The sequence below is a fragment of the Oceanotoga teriensis genome, from assembly GCF_003148465.1.
Lineage (GTDB): Bacteria > Thermotogota > Thermotogae > Petrotogales > Petrotogaceae > Oceanotoga > Oceanotoga teriensis.
The window spans coordinates 106210-129434 of the sequence record NZ_QGGI01000008.1; the positions used below are offsets into that span (position 1 = coordinate 106210).

Consider the following 23225-nt stretch of genomic DNA (forward strand, 5'->3'; position numbering starts at 1 on the left):
AAGAGGCTTTAAGCCTCTTTTTTATATTTTAAATGTGTCGACTATGTTTTTTAATTTTTCAGATATTTCTTTTAGATATGAGCTGTTTTGTTCGAGTTCATCAGATGATTCAGCTGATTCTTCTATTGTTTTTAGAAGTTCTGCCATATCTTCTTTTATGCTGTATATAGATTTTGAAGATGTGTCAACCGCACTTGAAATTTCTTCAGTACTTGCACTTTGTTCTTCACTGGTTGCTGTGAGATTTTCTATCATATTATCTATTTGCATTATTTTCTCTCTTATTAGAGCAAATTGTGATTCCACTGAATCTGCTTTTTCTGATATATTTTCAACTATTCCAACAGTTTTTTGTGTTGCAACATCTGCCGATTTTACTCCATCTTTTATATCTTTTAATATACCTTCTATTTCAACCGTAGTTTTACTACTTTCTTCTGCAAGTTTTCTTATTTCTTCTGCAACAACTGAGAATCCTTTACCAGCTTCACCTGCACGAGCTGCTTCTATTGCAGCATTCAAAGCCAAAAGGTTGGTTTGATCGGCTATACTGTCTATCTTTTCAACTATTTCACCTATATTTTGTGATTTTTCCCAGACTATATTTACTATATTTGATGTATCTTTTGATTGATTATCTGCATCTCTTATGAATTTAACTATTTCTTTTATGCTTATTTCACCATTTTTTGTGGATTCATATACATCTTTTGAATAATCGCTTAAATCTTGAGCCGATAAAGACACGGTTTGTGCTGAAGCCGCAACTTCTTCAACACTTGAACTGACTTCTTCTATTGAAGATGAAGAATTTTCTATATTATCATTTATATGTTCTGATTTTTCAAGTGATTTTTTAGACATGTTTAGATTTATATCTGAACTCTTTTTTAAGCTCTTAGATGAATCATTTAATGTTATTGCAGAGTCTCTTAATTCATTTATTAAATTTGTGTAAGTATCAACCAATTTATTTACTGATTTTGATATAGATCCTATTTCATCTCTTCTCTTTAAATATTCATCTATTTCTGTTTTATTTATTTCTTTGAAGTTTTTTTCGGATAGATTATCAACTATATTTGATAATTTTTTTATTGGTTTTGAAACCGAATTACTTATTATGAATGAAACTCCTACTATAATACCAAGTATTATGAGGGTTATAAAAGTATTTCCTTTATATAATTCTCTGACACCTTCATTGAACTGGCTTATTGGCATATAAAATGCAAAAACCCAATTAGGAGTATTATCTACTTTTTTATAAGCAGCAAAGTATTTATTCCCATTTTCATCTTCAAATAAATTAAGTCCAGAATTTTTACTTATTACATCTGACACTATGGATTCCAAACCAGAAAATCCTTTTTCTTGAGATTGCATTAAATTTAAGCTCATTATGTATTTTTCTTCTTTATGATACATAACTTTTCCCGTTCCATCTATAATCATAGGAAATCCTGCATTGCCTAATTTTATTCCTTGCGTAAAATCTTTTAATTTTTCAAGTGATATTTCTACTCCCAATGTACCAGCAATTTCACCATCTTCATTTCTTACTTCTTGAAAAATTGCAAATACATTTTTTGAGTTGAATGAAGATTTATAAGCATTACTTATATTCATTTTTTTGCTTTTCATATATGTTGTATATGAATTCATATTGCTTAAGTTTATATCTTTATTCGTTGCAGTAAATCCCCTACCATTTTTATTCACAAAAAATAAATCATTGTATATATTATCTCTGTATTTATTTAAATTGTTCATTTCTTTAATCATACCAAGTTTATCTTCTAAAATAAATTCATCTGAATTTGCAAGAAGTTTTAAATCATCTACTCTTGCCAATACAAAGTTCTCAAGTTCATCTTCTCTTGCATTTACAACTTCACTCACAAATCCCTCTATCAATGGAGTCAGTTCTCTTTTAGCATTTATAGATATTACGATCCCCAAAATAGCGAATGATGAAATTACTGAAACAAGTATTAAAAAAAGGATTCTCTTATTGAGTGTTTTAAAGTTTATACCCATTTTATATTCCTCCCCATCCAAACATAATTTAAATATATTATACTATAATTTACTTAAAAAGATATAAATCATTAATTTCTTTTTGTATTTATGTATACTCAAGGTTTATTAATTATTTTTGAGAATTAAAATCTATGTTAATAGTGTTATAATTGTTTATGTATATTAATGATTATTCTAAGGAGGATTTATGTTAAAAGAAAACTTTATTCAACAGTTTGAGCAGGTAACACTTAATGCCTGGCCGGCATTGAATGAGTACTATATGGATGGATGGCTTCTTAGATTTTCCAATGGTTTTACAAAAAGAGCAAACTCAGTAAATATTTTATATGATAGCAACGATGACTTAGAGTATAAATTAAAAAAATGCGAAGGTATTTATGAAAAAATGAATCTAAGACCTATATTCAAATTGACAGACAGCACTCATTATATAAAAGAATTTCTTGAATCTCATGATTATACTCCTATTGGAAAGTCAGATGTACAGTTGCTTCATATAAGTCATGATGATATTTCTTTTGAAGAAAAAAGTGATTCTGAACTTGTTTATTTTGAAGAGTTTAATGAAGAATGGTTTGAAATCTTCTGCAATATGAAAAATTTAAATTTAGAGCAAAGATCTACTGCAAAGAAAATGTTTGAAAAAATGCTGAATGAATCATTATATATAATATTGAAAAGAAATGAAAATATCATTGGAATTGCAATGGCTGTATTTGAAAGCGAATTTGTTGGTGTTTTTGATTTAATTATAAATGAAGATTTTAGAAGATTGGGACATGGAGAATATATTATGAATTTCATTCTCAATTATTCTTCAGAAAGAGGTTATAGAAAGAGTTATCTGCAAGTTTTATCTGATAATGAATCGGCTTTTAAACTATATGAAAAACTTGGTTATAAAACTGTTTATAATTATTATTATATGGTAAAAAATGACTGAGATTGGATTTTATCCTATCTCAGTCGTCTTTTTATATTGATTTGAAAAATATTCCAAGTATTAAACTTATTATATAAGATATACTTATTAATCCAAGGTTTTTGACTGCATATATAAATGTATCTTTTTTAGTTTGTTTTTTCATAAAATATCCTATATGTTTGGTTACAGGTATTATGGTTGCAAGTCCTATGACTGTAGTCCAAGGCATCCATCCTAAAATCATTAATATTAAAAGATCTGCATAGGATATATAATAAAGATTTCTCCATAAATTTAAAGCATTTTTCTTTCCTAAGTAATACGGAAGTGTATATCTTTTATTAGCTATATCTTCTTCTAGATCTGATATGTTATTTGCAAGCATTATATTTGATATAGAAAAAAATAGTGGCATAGATATTAAAAAAATTTTTATTATTTCTATAATATTTAAGTTTAAAACTATATTCCAGTTTTCTATCATCATACTTATATGACTCATATCATAGATGTTTATATACACAGATAAAAATAATATTATAAATCCCATAAAAAATCCAGAAAAAATCTCTCCTAAAGGCATTCTTGATATTGGAATAGGCCCAAAAGAATATAATATTCCCGTTATAAAAGATATTACACCTATGAATAAAGTTATCCAACCCGTGAGATAGGTTAAGTATATTCCAGCACAAACAGCTATTATAATTAAAACAAGTATAGTTGTAATTACTTCACTTTTTTTTAGATTATATTTCACTATACCATTATGATGTTCAAATCCATATCCTTCTTTTTTTATTGCTTTTTTGTAATCCATATAATTATTTATTGCTGTAGTTGCCATATCAAAACATATCAAAGATATAAACATAATAATTATATTCAATGGTTTTACAATTCCATACATATAATAAGAATATAATGTTCCTATTATAAAAGGAAAAACACTTGCAAGTTTTGTCTGTATTTCTACAACCTTAAAAAATGATTCTATAGTCATTTAAAAACACCTCATAAGATTTATTATATTAAAAAAGGTAATACCTTAATGGTATCACCAATTTTAATAGTTTCTTTTTAATAGTTTTGGAATTATTTCAAGAAGAATATTTTTCCCTTTCGAATCTGGAAGTCCTTGTATATCCTCTATAGCTTTTTTAGTATATCTTTCAGCCATTTCTTCTGTTTTGTCTATAGCACCACTTTTTTGAGTTAATTCAATTAAAAGCGAAATATCTTCTTTTTTTAAAGTATCTTTTAATAATATTTTTTTTATATCCGATGAATACTCTGAATTCAATGAAAGTATTATGGGTAAAGTATAATATCCTCTCAAAATATCCGATTGTACTTCTTTTCCAAGAGTTTTTTCATCACTCTTATAATCTAAAAGATCATCTGTAAGTTGAAAAGCCATTCCAATATGATGTCCAGCTTTTGCGATTTTTTTTATTTGTTTTGAATCTAAATCTGTTTCATTTGCCCCAGCTGAAAGACTTGCCGCAAATAAAGCAGCAGTTTTGCCACTAATTATTTTTAAATACTTTCTAACAGATATATCCAAATTGTATCTATATTGATTTTGTATCATTTCACCCTTACAAATCATTGAAATCCCTTTAGCAAGTTCTTTTAGTAAAGTGTGAGATATATCAAATTCTGAAAGCATTAAAAAGCATTGACTGAAAAGATAGTCTCCCATATATACTGCATATTCTTTAGAATATTTAGAGTGTATGGATTCCTTACCACGTCTAAGATATGATTCATCTATTATATCATCATGTACTAATGTCGCTGAATGTAACATTTCTATAGCCGCTGCAAGTTGACGTATATTTTCTGCATTTTCAACATTTTTAGTTCCAAACAAGCTTCCAATTATTAAAAAAGCTGGTCTCAACATTTTTCCACCTGTTGAATACAGATAATCAAAAGAATTGTTTAAATATTGTTCACTACTTTTGCTGACTTTTTGCATAGTTTCTTTAACATATTCTAATTCCCTTTCAATATCAGGGTAATCCTTCCAAAATTTACTCATCTCATCACCAATTTCTATATCTTTTGAATTAAAAACAAGCGTGTTCACTTTCTTGTGCTTTTAATAATGAACACGCTTTTATTATTTTATCTAAATCAGGTATACAAATACCATTTTTTAGCCCATTTAACTTTTTTCCATTTTTTCTTTAACCAAGGTAACACATAATAATCAAGGCCAAAAGTACTTCCTGATCCACCAACAAGCGCTATAGCACCGAATATATACCATAACATTTCAAATGGAGCCATTCCAGATGACCATATCATAATTCCCATTGCAACTGTCGCAAGTGAAGAAATTGCTGTAAATAATCCTGCAATAAGTAATATCCCAAAGACTATTTCTGCAAAAACCATAGCGGTCTGGAAAAATGTTGCCATAAATGTAAAACTTCCATCTGAGGAATAAAATATCAAATTCATAGACCAATCAACTATACCTTGAATCCATTCTGGAACTGGTAATGCTGCTCCCCATGCTGATGTTGCTGCTTCTGCTCCACCTGAAGTAGCCGCTTCTGCTACTTGTGAAGCTGCTGTAGCCGTATCTGCCCATGAAGCACCTGAAGTAGCCGCAACTTTTGCAGGTATAAGGAATATATCGCTTGGATTTTCAAGAACTCTTGGTAATTTTGCTATCCCTTCTTCAAGCCATTTATATCCAACAAATAACCTTAATGGGAATAACCAAAAATTAGGCGATCTTTTAGCAAAATATCCTCCAAGAAAGCTACGTCTATCTGGAACTGAGAAAAATTCATGTATAACATAATTCCATACTTTATGAAATCCTGCTACTTGTAAGAAATAAATTACATTTATAAAATGTTTTATAAACATTGCAATCCAGCCAGTGAATTTCATAGGTTTTTGAGCACTTCCAACCTGTGCAACCGCATATTGTCCACCGATTGAAACCATCATACCATGAAATTTCGGTTTATATTTAAGTAATTCCCCACCGTTTATTGTGGCAACTATATTTTTTGCAACAAGAGCTGAAGAGTGTTCTGCATTTTCAACCATTTGAGGTACTGGTCTTTCTTCTCCTTCTGGTATAAAAAAGATATTATCTCCAACAACAAATACATTTTCTTTTCCTTTTGCTCTCAAATTTTCATCTGTTTGAACACGATTTCTTCCTATCTTTTCTATATCGAGTTTTGAAGCTATATCACTACCTTCAATACCTGCTGCCCATATAACTGTTTCAGATTCTATAAATCTTTCATTATTTATTATTACACCATCTTTTTTAACTTCAGTTATATTAGAATTTAAAAGTATTTCAACACCTAATTTATTCAAGCGATTTTCTGTTTTTTTGATGAGTTTATCATCGAGCATAGGTAAAAGTTTAGGAAGTAAATCCATTATATAAAGTTTAACTTCACTTCTGTCTATATCAAAATCTTGACATAGTCTTTTAACCCATTCTCCAAGTTCGCCAGCCATTTCAACTCCTGTAAATCCACAACCAATAGTTACAAAAGTTAATAGTTTTTGTCTTTTCTTTGCATCTCTTTCTGAAACTGCTTTCGTAAAATTATCCATTATATGTTGCTTTATTCTTAAAGCATCTTCAAATGACCATAATGTGAATGCATTTTCTTGAGCACCTTTACATCCAAAGAAAGCTGGTTTAGATCCTGAACCAAGAACTAAATAATCATAATCATAAGTGTTCACATCACCTACAAGTTTTTTACCTTCAAAATCAATTTCTTGAATATAATCTAAAACAATATTAACTTTTCTTCCAGCGAAAATCTTCTCAAGACTTATCCTTACCGCATCTTCTGGTACACGATTTGCCGCAACTTCATGAAGTTCTGTAAGCATTGTATGATACGGATTTTTATCTATGAGAGTTATTGTAACATCGTCTCTTTTTTTAAATTTTTTTGCCAGTTTTTTGGCTGTTAAAACTCCGCCATACCCTGCACCAAGTAAAACAATTTTCTTTACATCACTCATAATATCACCTTTCATATAAAAATATTTCTTACCCTAGCCAAATGGCTTTTGATGGAAAAATTCCTCAAAAATAAAAATAGTTAAAAATATGTATTTTTTCTTTAAATTTAGATAAATATTATCTGAATTTAAAAATAAAAAATAATCACCTTGTGAAAAAAGATACTTTAAAAGTATAGAGAATTTATTAGGTGTGCAAACCTTACATATTTTATTATATCAGAAAAATCACTAATTAATCAAACGTATAGTTGAATTTTTCAAATCATTTATTTTAATACTTTAAACTTTATTTCAATCTGAAAAAAATAGTATTTTTATATAAAAATTCTAAAACCTGCATTTATAAATGTTTTGTGATTAATATATTAATTTATCGTATATATCAATTAAATATATATATCATTAGATATAAATCTTAGTTATTATGCACTCTTAATAAGTATTTTAAAGAGATTCATTCTTAAAAAATATTTTCTAACATAAAAAAATTTATTTACCAAAAATTTACTTATCCATATTTTTAAATTTTAATATTATTCAAAATATCCTCCTATTTTAAATAGGAGGATATGAAATTATTTTGTTTTTATCTCAACAAAGACTTTATTTGGGAGGCAGACAATCATCTCACCATTTTTACTTTTAGCTCCCATATGTACACATAATTGGTTATCACAATCAGATTCATACATTTCTATGGTTTTATTATGTATTATAAGAATATTCGTACCATAAATTGTATCTATTAAGATTTTTTGTTCTTCATCAGTGAGCTCATAAGTACCAAATAATTCATCTGCAACATATATTTCAGCAATAAGTTTGCCTTCTTTTTGAGAATTTAATTTTTGATATGCTATAAATACTATTGCTGTTAAAACTATTAATATTATTATAGTAATATCACTTTTTTTCATTAATTAATTATTTTACTTCTTTCGCAGCGTTTAATCCTGCAATTCTACCAAATATAGTTATATCTGCCATAGCATTTCCACCAAGTCTATTAGCACCATGAACTCCACCAGTTACTTCTCCAGCAGCATAAAGACCTTTTATAATATTTCCATCTTTATCTATAACTTGTGCATTTGTATTTATTTTTATTCCACCCATTGTATGGTGAACTGCTGGCCATACACCTAAAGCATAATAAGGTGCTTTATTTAATTCTGTTGTCATAGATGTTCTACCAAAATCAACATCATTTTTATTTGAAACAAATCCATTATATTTTGCAACTGTTTTTACAAGATTTTCTTCATTAACATTTATTTTTTTTGCCAATTCTTCTAATGTTTCACTTTCTATTAATAATCCTGCTTTTGAATATTTTTCAATAGCTTTTAAGCTATCTCTTACATTTTGGTCAAATACAAGATAAACTCTTTCTTCTGGTTGTTTTAATTCAGCAGCTGATACTACATCTCTTGTCTGTAATTCATTTATGAATCTTTCACCATTTATATTAACTAATATTGCTCCATTACCTCTTACTGCTTCTGTTATGAGTTCTCCATTAACACTTGATGCTGTAGGATGGATTTGAATTTGTTCTAAATCAACAAAATCTGCATTTACAGATTCGCCTAAACCAATTGCATCTCCTGTTGCACCTGGTTGATTAGTTGTACCAAATCCTTTTAATTCTGGTTTATATTTAACAACTAAATCTTGATTTGCACCAAAACCACCTGTTGTCAATATAACAACTTTAGCATTTATACTATATTCATGACCTTTTGAATCTCTAACTTTTATACCAGTGATTCTATCATCATTTTTTAATAATTCTACCGCTTTATTATCTACTCTTATATCTACTCCAACTTCTCTTGCTTTTTTTTCTAATGCTTTTGCAACATTTGATCCTACTGCAGCTCCACCTGTAGGTCTATGTGCTCTATCAACACTTGCACCACCAAGTCTTCCTACATCTGTCAAATCAGCACCCATTTCTATTAACCAATCTACAGTTTCTGCCGATTTTTCTGCCAATACTTTTACTAATTCTTCATTGTTAAGGTATTTTCCACCTTTCATAGTATCTTCAACAAAAAGTTCTACACTATCTTCTATACCTTTTTCTTTTTGAACTTTTGTTTCTGCAGCATTTAATCCACCTGTTGCATAATTTGTGTTTCCACCTACAACAGCTGTTTTTTCTACTAATATAACATTGACACCAGAATTTTTTGCAGCTATAGAAGCAGATAATCCAGCTCCACCTGCACCAACTACTACAATATCTGTTGTTACATCTTCAAATTTAGCATCATCTGCAACTACTTTAGGTGTTAATTTTATGCCTGATTTATCTACAGCATTTTTTACTGCTGTTATTATTCCTTCTGAAGTCCATGTTGCACCTGATAATACATCTATATCTGGGTTGTTTTGAGCAACTATAGAATTAATAACTTTTGTAAATACATCTTTTGTAAATTCAGATTCATGATTTTCAACTACATCGATCTTTTTTATTTCGTTATTTTCAATAGTAACTTCAACCTTTATAGTACCATTTTTACCTTTTCCTTCACCTGTAAATACATTTGAATCTTTTGAGTCTTTACATGAAACTAATGAAATCATTAAAAAAGTTAATAATAAAAATACAACTACCTGCTTAAAAATCTTCATACTTGCCTCCTACAAAAATCACATAAGTGAAAATTTTAACTATAAAACTATAAATACATAATTAGTTATTAATTGATTAACATTTTTACTTATCAACCGTTTAATTATATTGAAACTAATTATATAATACCTTTAAAAAGTCAAATTTAGAATTTCTAATGGTAAATATTTTTTTAATATTCTTTACAATAAATTTTTTAATTATAATTTTGTTAAATATCTATAATTCAGATTTTATTATTTCTTTAGTTTAATTTTATCGAATTAATATGTAAAATTTTAAAACGATTATTTACAATCAAAACTATATAAAGTACAAATTTTTAAAGAATTTCTGTTAATCTATATATAAATAAAAAAAATTTTGGTTGGTGATCTAATTGAAATTAGTGAGGTTTATTCAAAGAGAAATTATATTTAAAATATTTACTTTTGTGAGTATATCTTTTTTTGTTATTTTTTCTATAAATATATATGAAAATACTCAGCAAGAACAAGAAAAAATATCTATAATAACTAAAATATTTAATGAAACACTTCACACTTTTGAAGATAATTTGGCGATGATAAATGAAGATTTCAACAATATTTTAAATGATTATTTTAATATGTTAAGAACTGAAGATGAATTAAAAATGCCCCCAAAAACTTTTAAAAACTATATCTATTCTATAAATTATTATAAGACAACTAAAAAGGGGTATATAATAGATTCTAATATTGAGGACTTAAAAGGTAATTATTATAAGAATAATTTTATATTTAATTCTGGAGATTTATTTTTCGATGAATCTCTTATAAGTGATTTTGTGCTTGATTTCAAAAATAATAATTTAAAAAAATTTTTCATAACAAAAAATGAAAATTATTTTATAATATTAGAATTAATAATATCAGAAAATTTCATAAATAATATTTTTCAAAGAATTTCAACCTCTTTAATTTCAGATTCTGCAGATATTAAGTTCAGTAATTTATATATAATTGATTCTGATAAAAATATAAAGATGATTCAATCTGATAATAATTTAAACAATGAGCCTACAGATTTTATAAGCACAATAATAGATGATATTTTTCATACAAAAGATGATCATATCACATATAATAGTTTTTATAATAGAAAATTATATTATATATATAAGTTAAAAGATACTGGTTTTAAACCAATTAGATATGTATTAGAAATTTCTGTAGATAATATATATACTTTAAAAAACATTTTATTTTCAATAGTATTTTTTATAGTTTTTATGATAGTATTTTTCGGCTTTATAAAAGCTATAAATAAAAAATCCAAAATACTTTTAGTTTCTCCTCTAGAAAAGATAATATCAAATTATAATCAATTCGATATTAATAATCCTGAAAAATCCGCTTTATTATCTATAAAAGATATGTATAAAATTGAAGAAATAAATATATTGAAGAATAAAACTTTGAATTTTCAGATTTCATTAAAAAATTATTTTAAAGATCTTAAAGAAAGTTATGATGAACTTGAAAATGCTTATGGAACAATAGAGGAAAAAAATCAAGAATTGAGAAAAGCTTATCTTAATTTTGCTCACAAACTCTCCATAATTGCAGAAGGTCATGATGAAAATACTGGTCAACATGTTTATAGAGTTGGAGAAATTTCAGCTTTAATTGCCGATAAACTCGGTATGGATACGGGTTTTGTTGAAGATATTAAAAAATTTGCTCCTTTACATGATATAGGTAAAATATTTGTTCCAACTGAAATAATAAATAAAAAGGGTAGTCTTACAGAAAATGAGTGGAAAATCATGAAAAATCATACAATTAGTGCAAAGGAACTACTCGATGAAGAATTTTTTCATATGGCTCAAAATATAGCTTTATATCATCATGAAAAATGGGATGGTTCTGGTTATCCATATGGTATTAAAGGAGATAATATTCCTTTAGAGGCTCAAATAGTTCAACTAGCTGATATTTTTGATGCTTTGAGATCTCCTCGTTCTTATAAAAAAGGATTTTCGCTTCAAGAAACTTATAAAATTATAGTTAAAGGTGATGATAGAGTTAAGCCTGAGCATTTCAATCCTATCATTTTAGAAGTTTTTAAAGAAAATTATGAAGAAATTGATTATATTTTTAAAAAATTATCTTAAATTTATATATTTTTTTATTTCTTAACATAAAATGCTTGATTTTTATAATTTTTAATTATATAATTATAATAAAAGATTTATATTATGTAAAATATAAGTTCATACATTTATTTAAAAATACTAAAAACATTTCATTTTTATATTAAGATTTTAACTTTTTTATTTTATTGTATATCTTTAAATATAAAAATGTATGATTCCTGCATTTTAACTTTTATAAAAAAAGGAGGAATCAAAATGTTGGTAAATGAAAGTACTCAGTTAAAACTTAAAAAGAGTGTTAAGTATGACACTGGAAAAGAACCTTCCATAGCTATTTTTGAAAACTCTGTTGTTGAAGTACATAATTCATCGAATATGGAAGATTTATGGTATCATGTAGGGTTAATTTCTAATGATGAAGTTCATTGGGGAAAGAGTTATAAGTATGATACTGGTAAATATCCTAATGTGAGTATATTTAAAAATATTGTTGTAGAAGTTCATCAGTCTCAAAATAATAATAATTTGTGGTATCATGTGGGAATAATAGATATTTATTCAAAAGAAATATCTTGGGGTAAAAGTTATAATTATGATACTGGTAAACATCCTTCTATATTTATTTATAACGATGTTGTTGTAGAAGTACACAATTCATCGAATATGGAAGATTTATGGTATCATGTAGGAACTGTTAATGTTAATAATAAAACTATTGATTGGGGTGAAAGTCATAAATATGATACTGGTAAATTGCCAAAAGTATCAATGAACTCTAATTTCATAGTTGAAGTTCATCAGTCTCAAAGTAGTGGGAATTTATGGTATCATATTGGAACTTTAAATAAATCTTCTAAAACAGTTGATTGGAGTAAGAGTTATAATTATGATACTGGTTCAGAACCTGATATCTCTATTAATGAATTGAATTCTGTTGTGGAATTTCATAAATCAAATAATCATGATATTCTTTGGTATCATATTGGTAGTTTAGATGATTATTCAAAAGAAATCGATTTTGGTCCTTCATATAAGTTTGAAAATGGTGTAGATCCTTCTATATGTTGTAATAATGATTATATTGTGCAAACTCATAAATCAGAAAATAATACAGGACTTTTTTATTCATGTACATTTTTTGCACTTTTGTCTTCTACCGTATTAGATTGTATTTTTGATGAAGTTACTTATCCTGAATCTGGTGCAAATAAAGATTTAGTTGGCACACAAACTATTAAAAACCCTACTAATACTCAAATAACTCATCATATAGAAAAAAAGATTTCTCTTTCTAATACTTTTGAATTTACATTGACAGAAACTCTTCATACTGGCATGACAAGTACTTTTAAAGCAAGTATTCCACTTCTTGGATCTACAGAATCAACGTTATCTATTGATTTAACATTAGAAAGTCAACAGAAATGGTCTAAAACAGTAACTGAAGAATATTTGTTCAGTCAAGATATAACTGTGAATCCTGAAACATCCATACAAGCATTTTGGTATATCGATATAATCGATGATTTTAAAATACCTTTTTATCTTTTAACAAAAGTAACTGGTTATCAAGGAACAAAACAATTAAGCACAGAAGAATTGATTGATATACTTAAGAACAGCGGTTCTACTGCTGAAATAGATTCAGGCCATAAGGAAAAAAATGCTGTTTTTGTTAGATTAAAAGGTGATTTTGTTGGTTCTTATGGTTTAAATACATATACTGAAATAAAAGATATTTAAATTTAAAGGAGTGAGCTTATACAGCTTCACTCCTTTTTAATAATGATTTTCAAGCATTTTTCCTGCTTTTTTTAGGAATTGTTCTATAATTTTTATTTGGTCATCATCGAGTTCATTTAAGTAATCATAAACTTCTTTATCATTTTCAAGATGATATTTTTGATGGTTTACATATGCAAGATTTCCTTTTTTCGTAAGGAAAAGACGTAATTTTTTTTTATTTTCTTCATCTTCCTCCTTGATTATAAATCCATCTTTCTCAAGTTTCAAAAGTGTTTTTGATACTACAGCTCTTGTAACTTTGAGATATCTCGCAACTTGTGAAATATACATTCCTGGATTTTCACCTATAACTTTTATTAGATGTATTTCTCCTCTGTAAAATTTCATATCATCGCCGAAGTCTAAGATTTTTTTCTTACCATTAGCGGCATTTTCTACTAATTTCATGAATAAACTCATAGTTTCAAATATTTTTTTTCTCATATTTTTATTATATAATAAAATAAAATTTTTTCAATATTTAATCTTTGTGTATCAGATAAGAGTTTAAGAATCCCTCTTTTTCATCGAGTTTTTCTATTTTATTAAATCCAGCTTCAAAAAAACTATCTATAATTTTTCTTTCACAAGTTAATATATCAAGGCCATTTATTTGACCAGATAACCAACCAATTATCGCTGGTTCTGGCTTTGTATAGTTTTCATTCACACCATGAGTTACAAGATAAACATATGATTTTTTATTCATAGAATTATATATTTTGTCTGATAAGCTTTGAATATTTTCACCTGCAAAGTCCATTATTCCCGAAGCTATTATAAAATCATAGTTTTTCCCTATTTCATCTGAATTAAAATCACCCTCTAGAATATGAGTCCTTTTTTTTAAATCTGAATCATTTTCATTTTTTATTATTTCTTTTGCAATTGGAGTTACATTATCCCTTTCAAATATAAAAGCTTGAGAATTTTTATATTTTTTTGCGATCTCTATTGCAAATGTTCCCGATCCTCCACCGAGATCTAAAACTTTGAATTTTTGATCTTTATTAAAAATTTTTCCTATTAAATTTAAAATATTTTGAACTTTTCCAAAAAACATTTCTTTTCTTGTAACTTTAGCTAGTTCATAAAAATCATACATATCACAACCATCATTTATTTTTTTGTATTCTTTTTTTAAAAGTTTTTTATCTAATGATTCTAATGATGACATTTGTTCTCTAAATAATATATAGTCTCCCATATAATCTTTTTTTGATTTATTTAAATATTTATCCGATTTATATGTATTTTTATATTTATTATTTTTTTTAATTATAAATTCACTCGAGGAAAGGGCATTTAAAAAGAATTTTGTGTTTCTTCTATCTAAAGATAATTTATCTGCTATATAATCTGAATCTACTTCATCTTCTAAATGAGAAAAAATGTCTAATTTTAAAGCTGTTATGAAAATCTTGCTTCTATTATAATCTAAAATTAATTTCATATATTCTTTCATATCTTTAAACCTCCAAAAATATTTTATCTTTTATTTTTTTAAAATAATCTTTTGATAATTCAAAAACATCTGTTATATTATCTATATTTAAAACTTCATTTGTTTTTCCATAATAATAACTTAAATCTTTTTTCATTAGAATAGAAAGATCACTATATTTTATTACATTGATGGGATTATGAGTGTTTATTATACAGCTCACTTTTTTATTTTTTATCAATTTATTTAAAATCTTAAATATTTTATCTTGATTAGATATATCAAGGTTGAGTTCTGGTTCATCTATTATCATCATTTCTGGATTAGAAACCATAGCTCTGGCTATTAATACCATCTGTTTTTCTCCACCACTTAAATTATTCATAGATTTATTTTTTATTTTTTCCAAATTAAATAGTTCTATTATCTTCTCCACTTCATAATGATCATTTTTTTCAGGCATTTTCATAAACCCTATATAAGGATTTCTACCAAGCATTATCATAGATTTTACATCATATGAGAAATTAAACTCTTTTATTTGAGGTACATAGCTAATCTTTTTCCAAAATATTTTTTTGTTTATATCTTTGTATAATTTATTATCAAAAAAAATATTTCCTTGATTTAATTGACTAAAACCCAACAAACATTTTATAAGTGTTGTTTTTCCAACTCCATTTGGTCCGAGTATGGTTAACATTTCACCTTCATTTAATTCAAAATTTATATTATTAAATATACATCTTTTCCCGTAAAAAAATGTAGCTTTTTTAACTTTTATGTTCATAAGTTAATCATTCCTTTTTTCTTTATAAAAAATCCAAGTAAAGGAGCACCTATTATTGCCGTCATTATTGAGAGTGGAATTTCTGATCCCGTTATAGATCTACTTAAATTATCTATTATTAATAAATAAAATCCTCCAAAAAAAATAGTTCCTGGTATTAAATTAATATGATCTGTCCCATAAAACAATCTTACAAAATGCGGTGTAACCAATCCTATCCATCCTATAATGCCACATATAGAAACTGTTATAGCGGATAATATAGTTACAAGAAATAAGATAATGATTTTATATATTTTTACATTAAATCCAAGTGATTCAGCTTCTTCATCAGATAGGGATAATATATTTAATTTCCATCTGAGCATAAAAATTAATATTATACATAGAATAATTGGGAAAAAAACAGTTTTTAAATCTTTCATTCTAACTGCTGATAAACTCCCCATAAGCCAATATATTATTGAAGGCAGTTCAGATTCAACATCTGCATTAAACTGTATTATCGTTAAAAAAGATGTAAAAAGAGAATCTACTATAATTCCAGATAAGATCAATGATAGTATTGTAGTTTTTCCATTCTTCTTAGCAAATAAATAAGTTAGAAAAACTGCAAATATTCCAAATAAAAATGAAGTTATATAAACCATAATATAATTTTTAAAAAACATTATTCCAAAAGCTACTCCAAATGCTGCACCTGAAGATACTCCAAGTATTTTAGGACTTGTAAGTGGATTTTTAAAAACAGCTTGTATACATGTACCTGAAACTGCAAGACTGCTACCAACCAACAAAGCCATCAATATTCTAGGAAGTCTTATTTCGAGTATTATAAACATTGCATTTGTCATTTTTATATTCTTATTGAAAATATACATAAAACTATCTTTTATATCTAAAAAACTTATATTATATCTACCTATCATTAAAGATATGATTATTAAAAAAACTAAACTAATAAAAGATAATATATAAAATTTTAAATTAATTTTGAACATTTACTACTTACCTTCTTTTGGATTCAATATTGAATCGATATCCTTTTCATCAAGTTTTATATCATAATTTTTTTCATAATATCTTTTAATTTCTTCATAAAAAGATTTTTGATCATTCCTCATAAGTGATATCAACCAACTATACATCAATGGACTATCTGGATTAGGTACATTCCAATTAAAATAACCTTTTGGAATATTATATACTTCTTTATTTTTAATTGCTTTTAATCTTTCCCATTCTTTTCCCATATTCCCATTTAAATATTCTTCAGCTTTAGGCCCCATAAAAATCAAAATTTTATCTGGTTGCCAATTATAAATTTCTTCTATATTCACTTCTTGCCAACCTTGCCATCCACCTCTATTACCTGCAACATTTTCCATCCCAGCATAATTCAACCAATAATCTTCATAGGAATTAGAAGCTGAAATAGTTATTTTATTATTAACATTATTTATTATTACGAGAACTTTTGTTTTATTCTTCTTTTCAGTTTCAATCTTTTTAATTTTTTTAAGCTCTTCCATTATAAAAGATGATTTTTTTAAATCAAAAATTTCATTCAATAAATCTGTCCATTTATTTAATGTATAAATAGGATCATTATTTTCAGGTATTAAAAAATCTACAATTGGAATATTTAATCCATCAAGATTTTTTTTCTGTTGAACACCATAACAAAATATTATATCTGGATTTAAAGCTAAAACACTTTCAACATTAACATTGAATCCTTTTACAAATGTTGTATTCATTTTTTTTATTTTTGGATATCTTTTGATTAAAATTTCTTCATTTGCATTTTTTAATCCTAAAGGGTGTACAGCAACAACTTTTTCATAGTCATCTACCATAGAAAGAATCATTGGAAATATAGGTGGAGAAACTACTACTATTCTTTTTATATCTTTTGATTCCGGAATTTTCACCTTATTACCACTACAATCAATTATTTGTTTACCAGAATTAGAAGCAAAACCCATTACAAATAAAATTAAAAAAATCATACATAAATAAATTTTTTTCATATTTCCCTCCTTTTTGTATGCCAAGCATACAATATAAATAAAAAATAAAGGTGATATTTCATATCACCTTTAAAATTTTATCATATTTAAAAAAGTTTGTAAAGCCTAATTATTTTACGGGAATATATATATCCATATAATGAATTCCATCGATATCAAATTCTTCTTCAAAAGCTATTCTGTTTTCCCAAGTTAGAGTTTTATATTCTCCAGAATTTACAAAATTAAATAATCTATGATACCCTTCTGGAATATTTTTAAATGAATTGCTATGAGGGTCAGTTACTCTAAGGGTTGCGTAAGTATCTTGTTCTATATAATCTAATTGTGCTCCATTTATTTTAGGTTCAAAATTTTCTGGTATAGAATAGGCAAAAACATATCCTCTCAATCCAAATTTTTCTGATTGTTCTTTGGTTACAAAAGGAAAATCCCAGCCTATTTTTCTCGGAGAAAAATCTTTTATATCTAATAATCCGCTTTCTTTAGCCCATTTATTCATATAATTCATAACATCTCTCTCAGGATTTGGACTTATTATAACATACCTTGCAACCTTCATCTTTGGAATAGTAACTATTTTAATTTCGCTATAAATATCCCCCATTTTTTAATACCTCCCGATATTGTTATATATCTTTTTTGTTATACCTTTATATACATTAATTATATACTTTTTTTAAATTTTATTCAATATTATTAATAATTATCGAACAAAGTATAAATCTTTTTGAGTTTAGTATCAATTCTAAAGTTTTTTGATCAGATATGAGGGTATTTATATATCCTCCTCTTAACATTGCAAGTAAGGCAAGAGCTTTTTCTTCTCCTCCAGCAACAAGTATTATATTTGAAAATTTATTTTAATTTTTTTCCTTTCCACATTCAGTACAAACTTTATCATGTAAGGAAACTATACCACCACATTGCAGGCAAGTATATTTCTGAATATGAGCTTCCATAAGATGAGGTATTCCTTTTTGCATTACAATTCTACCATTTTCAATAAGGCTTTCATTATAACGTTTGTTATAACGTTTTTCAAGATTCTTTATTAGCTTGCAAGGAAAATCAATACATTCATAGCAATAGGTCAATCCTTTTGACTGAACACAATCTTTAATTTTGCATTTACGACAATGCTCTGGTTTTCCTTTACTCTCTACCATGCAACCACCACAATGTTGTTTTATTTTCTTAGTATGACAATGTTTATAGCATACCATGCAATTCATCCCACATGGTGCAAACATTTCCGTTTCAATTTTCATAGGCATTTTCATTAGGCTTTTACCTCCTTTATATATATTATAGTCCAATGATCCATATTTTGATACTATTATCCCAGTATTTAATTCATAATTCTATTTAACTTTTTCTTTTAATTTTTTGTGTAAATATGATTTTTTTTATCTATTTTAAAATTATATTTAAAATTATGTGCTATAATTTTTTTTAAGTTACATTTATATTTTTGGAGGTGTATATATTATGAGTTTTGATTCTAAAGCTGATAAATGGGATACTGAATATAATATAGAAAGAGCAAAAATTATATCTGATGAATTAATAAGTTCTATTGAAACAAATAAAAATTTTGAAGTTTTAGATTTTGGATGTGGTACAGGTCTCATAAGCTTTAATTTAAAAGATTATTTTAAATCTATAACTCTTGTAGATCTCTCTCAAGGAATGATAGATAAAGTAAATGAGAAGATATCAGTTTATAATACAAATAATATGAAAGCATTTAAAACTGATATTAATGCAGAAGGATTAAAAAACATGAATTTTGATTTGATATATACTTCCATGGCTTTACATCATATTATTGATGTTGAAAAAACTTTAAAAGAATTGCATAAAGTTCTAAAAGATAATGGTAAATTATGTATAATTGAGCTTTGTAAAGAGAATGGAGATTTTCACAAATCTTTTCCAAATTTTAAAGGACATAATGGATTTGATCCTGAAGTTATGAAAGAATGGGTTAAGAAGTCTGGATTTAAAAATATTGATTATAAGATTATATTTGAAAGTTATAAAAATCCAGAAACTAAAGAGGTCCCTTATAAGTTGTTCATGTTAATCGCTAAAAAATAAATAATAAAACATACCTGGCAATGAACTACACTATGCCAGGTATGTTTTAATTTTCCCATTTTTCATAAAATACTTTTTCTTTCTTCATTTGTCATAAGAAAATTTATTATATTTTCTCCATATCTCATTTTATTTCCAATAACTCCATAATCATCTTCTTTTTGTTCAGCTATATCCCAACTTATATCACAACAACATACAAATATTACAGGTGCTTTTTCAACCCAATTTGCAAATAAAGTTTCTTTTCCTATTCTTTTTTTTATTTCTTCATTTTTTATAACTCCAAAATAATAATTACATGTATCGGTCTCTGGCGCAAGTTTTGCACTTTCTAATATTTTTTGTATAGTTTCTTCATCTATTTTCTGATCTTTAAATTTTCGCACAGAACGACGATTTTTCATGACTTCAATTAATTCCATGATAATCCCCCCTTATTTAAATAATACCAAAAAAATACTTGATTTCTTCATGTTCAAGAAATCAAGTATTTAATTTATATCATTTTAATTTTAATACAGTTGCTGTAAGAGGATTTAATATTATTGAATTTTCACTTATTTGGACTCCTATAGGGTCTTTTATTTCATCAATTCCAGCTTTTTCAGCATCCACAAGAATTTTTGCATTTTTTATATCTCCATTCAATTGAATTTTTCTAACTTTAGAATCAGCATTTATAATAACATAATAAATTTCTCCATCTGTTGATTCAGCTGTGAATGCTATTACAAGATCTACATCTTTTATATCTTTGCTATTTAACAGTTTTACATTTTTTTCTATTTTTTGATGATCTTCCAATCTAAATGCATCTGTAGATTTTCTCAAAGCTATAAGTCCCTTAGTATAATCTACAGTAGTTTTATAAACACCATCATTCATAACTTTATTCCATTCAAACATGTTTATTGCATCAGATGAATCATATGAATCATGTATAAAATAAGGATTTTTAAATGGATTTCCTTTTTCATCTGTCAAATAATGATATTTCTGTTCTGGTTTTTTATCTGATTTCCATTGCTTTGTTCTTCCATATTCTTGACCTGCATGTAAAAAAGATATGCCTTGACTTGTAAGTATTATAGTATTTCCAAGTCTTATTCTTTTTTGAATTTCTTCTTCATCTGTTGCAGGATCTTTTTTTATTGATTGAGCTATTACATCATGTAATGGCAAGTTATCATGTGCAGCAATATATTGTACTATATCTCCAGGATCATCTGATTTTACATTTGAAGGCTTTCCTATTATATTTGAGAATATAGTTTTTATATCTCTTGGTCCACCAGTTATGAATCTTGGTTGCCCTTCACTTCCAAATCCTGATTTTAATTCATTTCTTATTTCATCTGAAAATACTGCTACATCATCTGTATTCATCATCCAATCTTGATCTGCTGGTACTAATGATGGATCTTCTACTTTACCGCTAAAAGTTCTCCAACCCTCTCCTATAAAAAGAGCATTAGGATTTAATTTTTTTGCTTCATCATAAGCTTTTTGTACTGAGTCAGCAGTTGCATCTCCCATCATATCCCATCTCATACCATCTATTTTATATTCATCAAACCAATATTTTACTGAATCTACCATGAGTTTTTCAGCCATTTTATGAGATGTTGCGAGATTATTTCCAAAACCTCCAACAAAATTACCATTATCATCCATGAAGAAATAATAATCTGGAACTATATCATTTAATAAACTTGCTTGTGCCATATGAGTATAAACAACATCTAATATTACACCCATTCCAGCATCATGTATTGCTTTTATCAATTCTTTTAATTCATTTATCCTTAATTGAGGATCTTCTGCATTCATAGAATATGCTCCATCTGGTGAAAAATAGTTATGAGGATCATATCCCCAATTATATGAATTATTTTGTGATGAATAGTTTAATTCTCTTTTTTCCATACTCGTTTCATCACCATAATACCAAGCCATTACAGGTAATAATTGTACATGTGTTACTCCAAGGCTTTTAATATAATCTAATTTATCTATAAATGCTTTATATGTTCCCCATCTTGAATTTAAATCTTTTTCTATCGATGGATCAGATGTAAAATCTCTTATATGAATTTCCCATATTATTGCATCTTCTCTTTTTTCAAAATTATCTATTTTGGCATAATCTAAATTTGGACCTATTTCAGATGGGTTTAAAATCGCACCTTTTCCCACTTTATCTTCAGTTTCTTCAGAATTTATTGTATATTTATCTCCACCTAAACCACCAGTTTTTACCTTAAAAGCAGCCATAGATTTTGCATATGGATCTAAGACTCTTTTTGAAACTCCATCATTGATTATTTCATATTGATAATAATAACCTTTTAAATCTTTTACATTTATTTCTTCTGGGTTTATATGAATATTCCAAACTCCATTTTCTTCATTTAAATTCAAATTCTTTTTAGCTATCTCAACACTTTGATTGTTTTTATCGTATATATAAATGGATACTTTTGAAGCTTTAGGACTCCATATTTTAAAAGTCGCTGCTCCATCCTTATATGTAACCCCAAGGTCATTTCCATCATATGAATATAAAGAATCTATAAGTCTCCAACCAGCTTTTGCTTGTATTGTTTTATTATTAAATGTTATTTTAAATGGAACTTTTTCTAAATCTAAGTCAGCATTTAATTCTAAAGATGTTTTACTCAATGGTTTTGTAGTTTTTATAGGAATTTCATTTCCATCTTTATCTTCAAGTTTTATCTGTGATTTTCTCACCCCAATGATTTTAGTGAAATTTAAAAGTATTTTTTCATCAGATAAAATTTCACCCTTTAGTATAGCATGAGGCACGGATTTATCTTTGTTTACATACACTTTATCCTCTCCCATAAATGTATAAACTTCATTATAATCATTTAACATGGTAAATCCTTTGTCTCCTCCATCTTTTTCTTGTGTTTCTTTATTAACCATAAGAAAACCAAGATTGTTAGCACTTTCTTTTAATGGTACATCCCAATAAACACCAAAATCATCTTTCCCTGATTGAATCAATCCATCTGGCCATCCTGATGGAGATGTCCATGTAGTATCATTCCATATCCATAATACAATATTATCATAATTTTCATCTGTTCTTTGATAATGAATACGTAAAACGTTTTCAGGAATTTCAGAAGCAAATAAGCTTATTGAAAATATCCCGATTAAAAGAACCAATAAAATACTTTTAATGTTTTTTAAATGAACCATAATTCTCCCCCTTCACTTTTTTGAAAACGTTTTCTGAAAAGCTAATAAAAATACTTCATATTAAATGAAGCTTTTT

20 protein-coding genes are annotated in these 23225 nt (G+C 26.6%); 4 read left to right on the forward strand and 16 right to left on the reverse strand.

Features of this window, described 5'->3' with window-relative positions; translation table 11 throughout:
• Window positions 1–21: 21 nt before the first annotated feature.
• The gene (locus tag C7380_RS07140) at window positions 22–2040 is read right to left on the reverse strand and encodes a methyl-accepting chemotaxis protein (RefSeq protein WP_109604809.1); all 2019 of its coding nucleotides are present in this window, start codon (window positions 2038–2040) and stop codon (window positions 22–24) included.
• Window positions 2041–2230: 190 nt separating this feature from the next.
• Between C7380_RS07140 and C7380_RS07145 the strand changes: the two genes are divergently transcribed.
• A complete protein-coding gene (locus C7380_RS07145; protein ID WP_109604810.1) occupies window positions 2231–2989 on the forward strand; it encodes a GNAT family N-acetyltransferase in 759 nt (252 codons plus the stop codon).
• Between the two features lie 31 nt (window positions 2990–3020).
• Here the strand turns inward: C7380_RS07145 and menA are convergent, their stop codons facing one another.
• The 5 genes from menA to C7380_RS07170 all read right to left on the reverse strand — a co-directional run bounded on the left by menA (window position 3021) and on the right by C7380_RS07170 (window position 9643).
• On the reverse strand, window positions 3021–3974 hold the full coding sequence (gene menA, locus C7380_RS07150; protein ID WP_109604811.1) for a 1,4-dihydroxy-2-naphthoate polyprenyltransferase: 954 nt from the start codon (window positions 3972–3974) through the stop codon (window positions 3021–3023).
• A gap of 63 nt (window positions 3975–4037) precedes the next feature.
• Window positions 4038–5066 carry a polyprenyl synthetase family protein gene (locus C7380_RS07155; protein WP_109604812.1) on the reverse strand — a complete coding sequence of 343 codons (1029 nt, stop codon included), beginning with the start codon at window positions 5064–5066 and terminating at the stop codon, window positions 4038–4040.
• 47 nt (window positions 5067–5113) lie between these two features.
• On the reverse strand, window positions 5114–6997 hold the full coding sequence (locus tag C7380_RS07160; RefSeq protein WP_109604813.1) for an NAD(P)/FAD-dependent oxidoreductase: 1884 nt from the start codon (window positions 6995–6997) through the stop codon (window positions 5114–5116).
• A gap of 578 nt (window positions 6998–7575) precedes the next feature.
• The gene (locus C7380_RS07165; RefSeq protein ID WP_109604814.1) at window positions 7576–7917 is read right to left on the reverse strand and encodes a NusG domain II-containing protein; all 342 of its coding nucleotides are present in this window, start codon (window positions 7915–7917) and stop codon (window positions 7576–7578) included.
• Between the two features lie 7 nt (window positions 7918–7924).
• Complete coding sequence (locus tag C7380_RS07170; protein ID WP_206050551.1) at window positions 7925–9643, reverse strand: flavocytochrome c; 1719 nt, start codon at window positions 9641–9643, stop codon at window positions 7925–7927.
• Window positions 9644–10032: 389 nt separating this feature from the next.
• On the opposite strand from C7380_RS07170, the gene C7380_RS13675 reads away from it, so the two are divergent.
• Complete coding sequence (locus tag C7380_RS13675) at window positions 10033–11781, forward strand: HD-GYP domain-containing protein (RefSeq protein ID WP_240597551.1); 1749 nt, start codon at window positions 10033–10035, stop codon at window positions 11779–11781.
• Between the two features lie 237 nt (window positions 11782–12018).
• Window positions 12019–13506: a hypothetical protein gene (locus C7380_RS07180; RefSeq protein ID WP_109604816.1), complete on the forward strand. Its 1488-nt coding sequence runs from the start codon at window positions 12019–12021 to the stop codon at window positions 13504–13506.
• Between the two features lie 36 nt (window positions 13507–13542).
• On the opposite strand, the gene C7380_RS07185 is transcribed toward C7380_RS07180, so the two are convergent.
• From C7380_RS07185 to C7380_RS07220, 8 genes are all read right to left on the reverse strand, one after another.
• Window positions 13543–13956, reverse strand: coding sequence for a MarR family winged helix-turn-helix transcriptional regulator (locus C7380_RS07185; RefSeq protein WP_206050552.1), 414 nt, complete (start codon window positions 13954–13956; stop codon window positions 13543–13545).
• A gap of 73 nt (window positions 13957–14029) precedes the next feature.
• Entirely contained in the window at window positions 14030–15013 is a 984-nt protein-coding gene (locus C7380_RS07190; RefSeq protein WP_109604818.1) for a class I SAM-dependent methyltransferase, read from the reverse strand.
• A 4-nt stretch (window positions 15014–15017) separates the two neighbouring features.
• Window positions 15018–15782 carry an ABC transporter ATP-binding protein gene (locus C7380_RS07195; RefSeq protein ID WP_109604819.1) on the reverse strand — a complete coding sequence of 255 codons (765 nt, stop codon included), beginning with the start codon at window positions 15780–15782 and terminating at the stop codon, window positions 15018–15020.
• Window positions 15779–16783: a FecCD family ABC transporter permease gene (locus C7380_RS07200; RefSeq protein ID WP_109604820.1), complete on the reverse strand. Its 1005-nt coding sequence runs from the start codon at window positions 16781–16783 to the stop codon at window positions 15779–15781. Before C7380_RS07200 ends, C7380_RS07195 begins: the two co-directional genes overlap by 4 nt.
• A gap of 3 nt (window positions 16784–16786) precedes the next feature.
• On the reverse strand, window positions 16787–17815 hold the full coding sequence (locus C7380_RS07205; RefSeq protein WP_109604821.1) for an ABC transporter substrate-binding protein: 1029 nt from the start codon (window positions 17813–17815) through the stop codon (window positions 16787–16789).
• Between the two features lie 109 nt (window positions 17816–17924).
• Window positions 17925–18422 carry a GyrI-like domain-containing protein gene (locus tag C7380_RS07210; protein ID WP_109604822.1) on the reverse strand — a complete coding sequence of 166 codons (498 nt, stop codon included), beginning with the start codon at window positions 18420–18422 and terminating at the stop codon, window positions 17925–17927.
• A 79-nt stretch (window positions 18423–18501) separates the two neighbouring features.
• A complete protein-coding gene (locus C7380_RS13840) occupies window positions 18502–18663 on the reverse strand; it encodes a sugar-binding domain-containing protein (RefSeq protein WP_109604823.1) in 162 nt (53 codons plus the stop codon).
• A gap of 15 nt (window positions 18664–18678) precedes the next feature.
• Window positions 18679–19098 (reverse strand): DUF3795 domain-containing protein, encoded by a 420-nt coding sequence (locus tag C7380_RS07220; RefSeq protein WP_109604824.1) that lies wholly within the window; start codon window positions 19096–19098, stop codon window positions 18679–18681.
• Between the two features lie 208 nt (window positions 19099–19306).
• On the opposite strand from C7380_RS07220, the gene C7380_RS07225 reads away from it, so the two are divergent.
• Window positions 19307–19918 (forward strand): class I SAM-dependent methyltransferase, encoded by a 612-nt coding sequence (locus C7380_RS07225; protein ID WP_109604825.1) that lies wholly within the window; start codon window positions 19307–19309, stop codon window positions 19916–19918.
• 62 nt (window positions 19919–19980) lie between these two features.
• Here C7380_RS07225 and C7380_RS07230 read toward each other — a convergent pair whose 3' ends face one another.
• Both C7380_RS07230 and C7380_RS07235 read right to left on the reverse strand, forming a co-directional pair.
• Window positions 19981–20343: a nitroreductase family protein gene (locus C7380_RS07230; RefSeq protein WP_109604826.1), complete on the reverse strand. Its 363-nt coding sequence runs from the start codon at window positions 20341–20343 to the stop codon at window positions 19981–19983.
• A 79-nt stretch (window positions 20344–20422) separates the two neighbouring features.
• A complete protein-coding gene (locus tag C7380_RS07235; protein ID WP_109604827.1) occupies window positions 20423–23149 on the reverse strand; it encodes a pullulanase in 2727 nt (908 codons plus the stop codon).
• Between the last annotated feature and the right edge of the window lie 76 nt (window positions 23150–23225).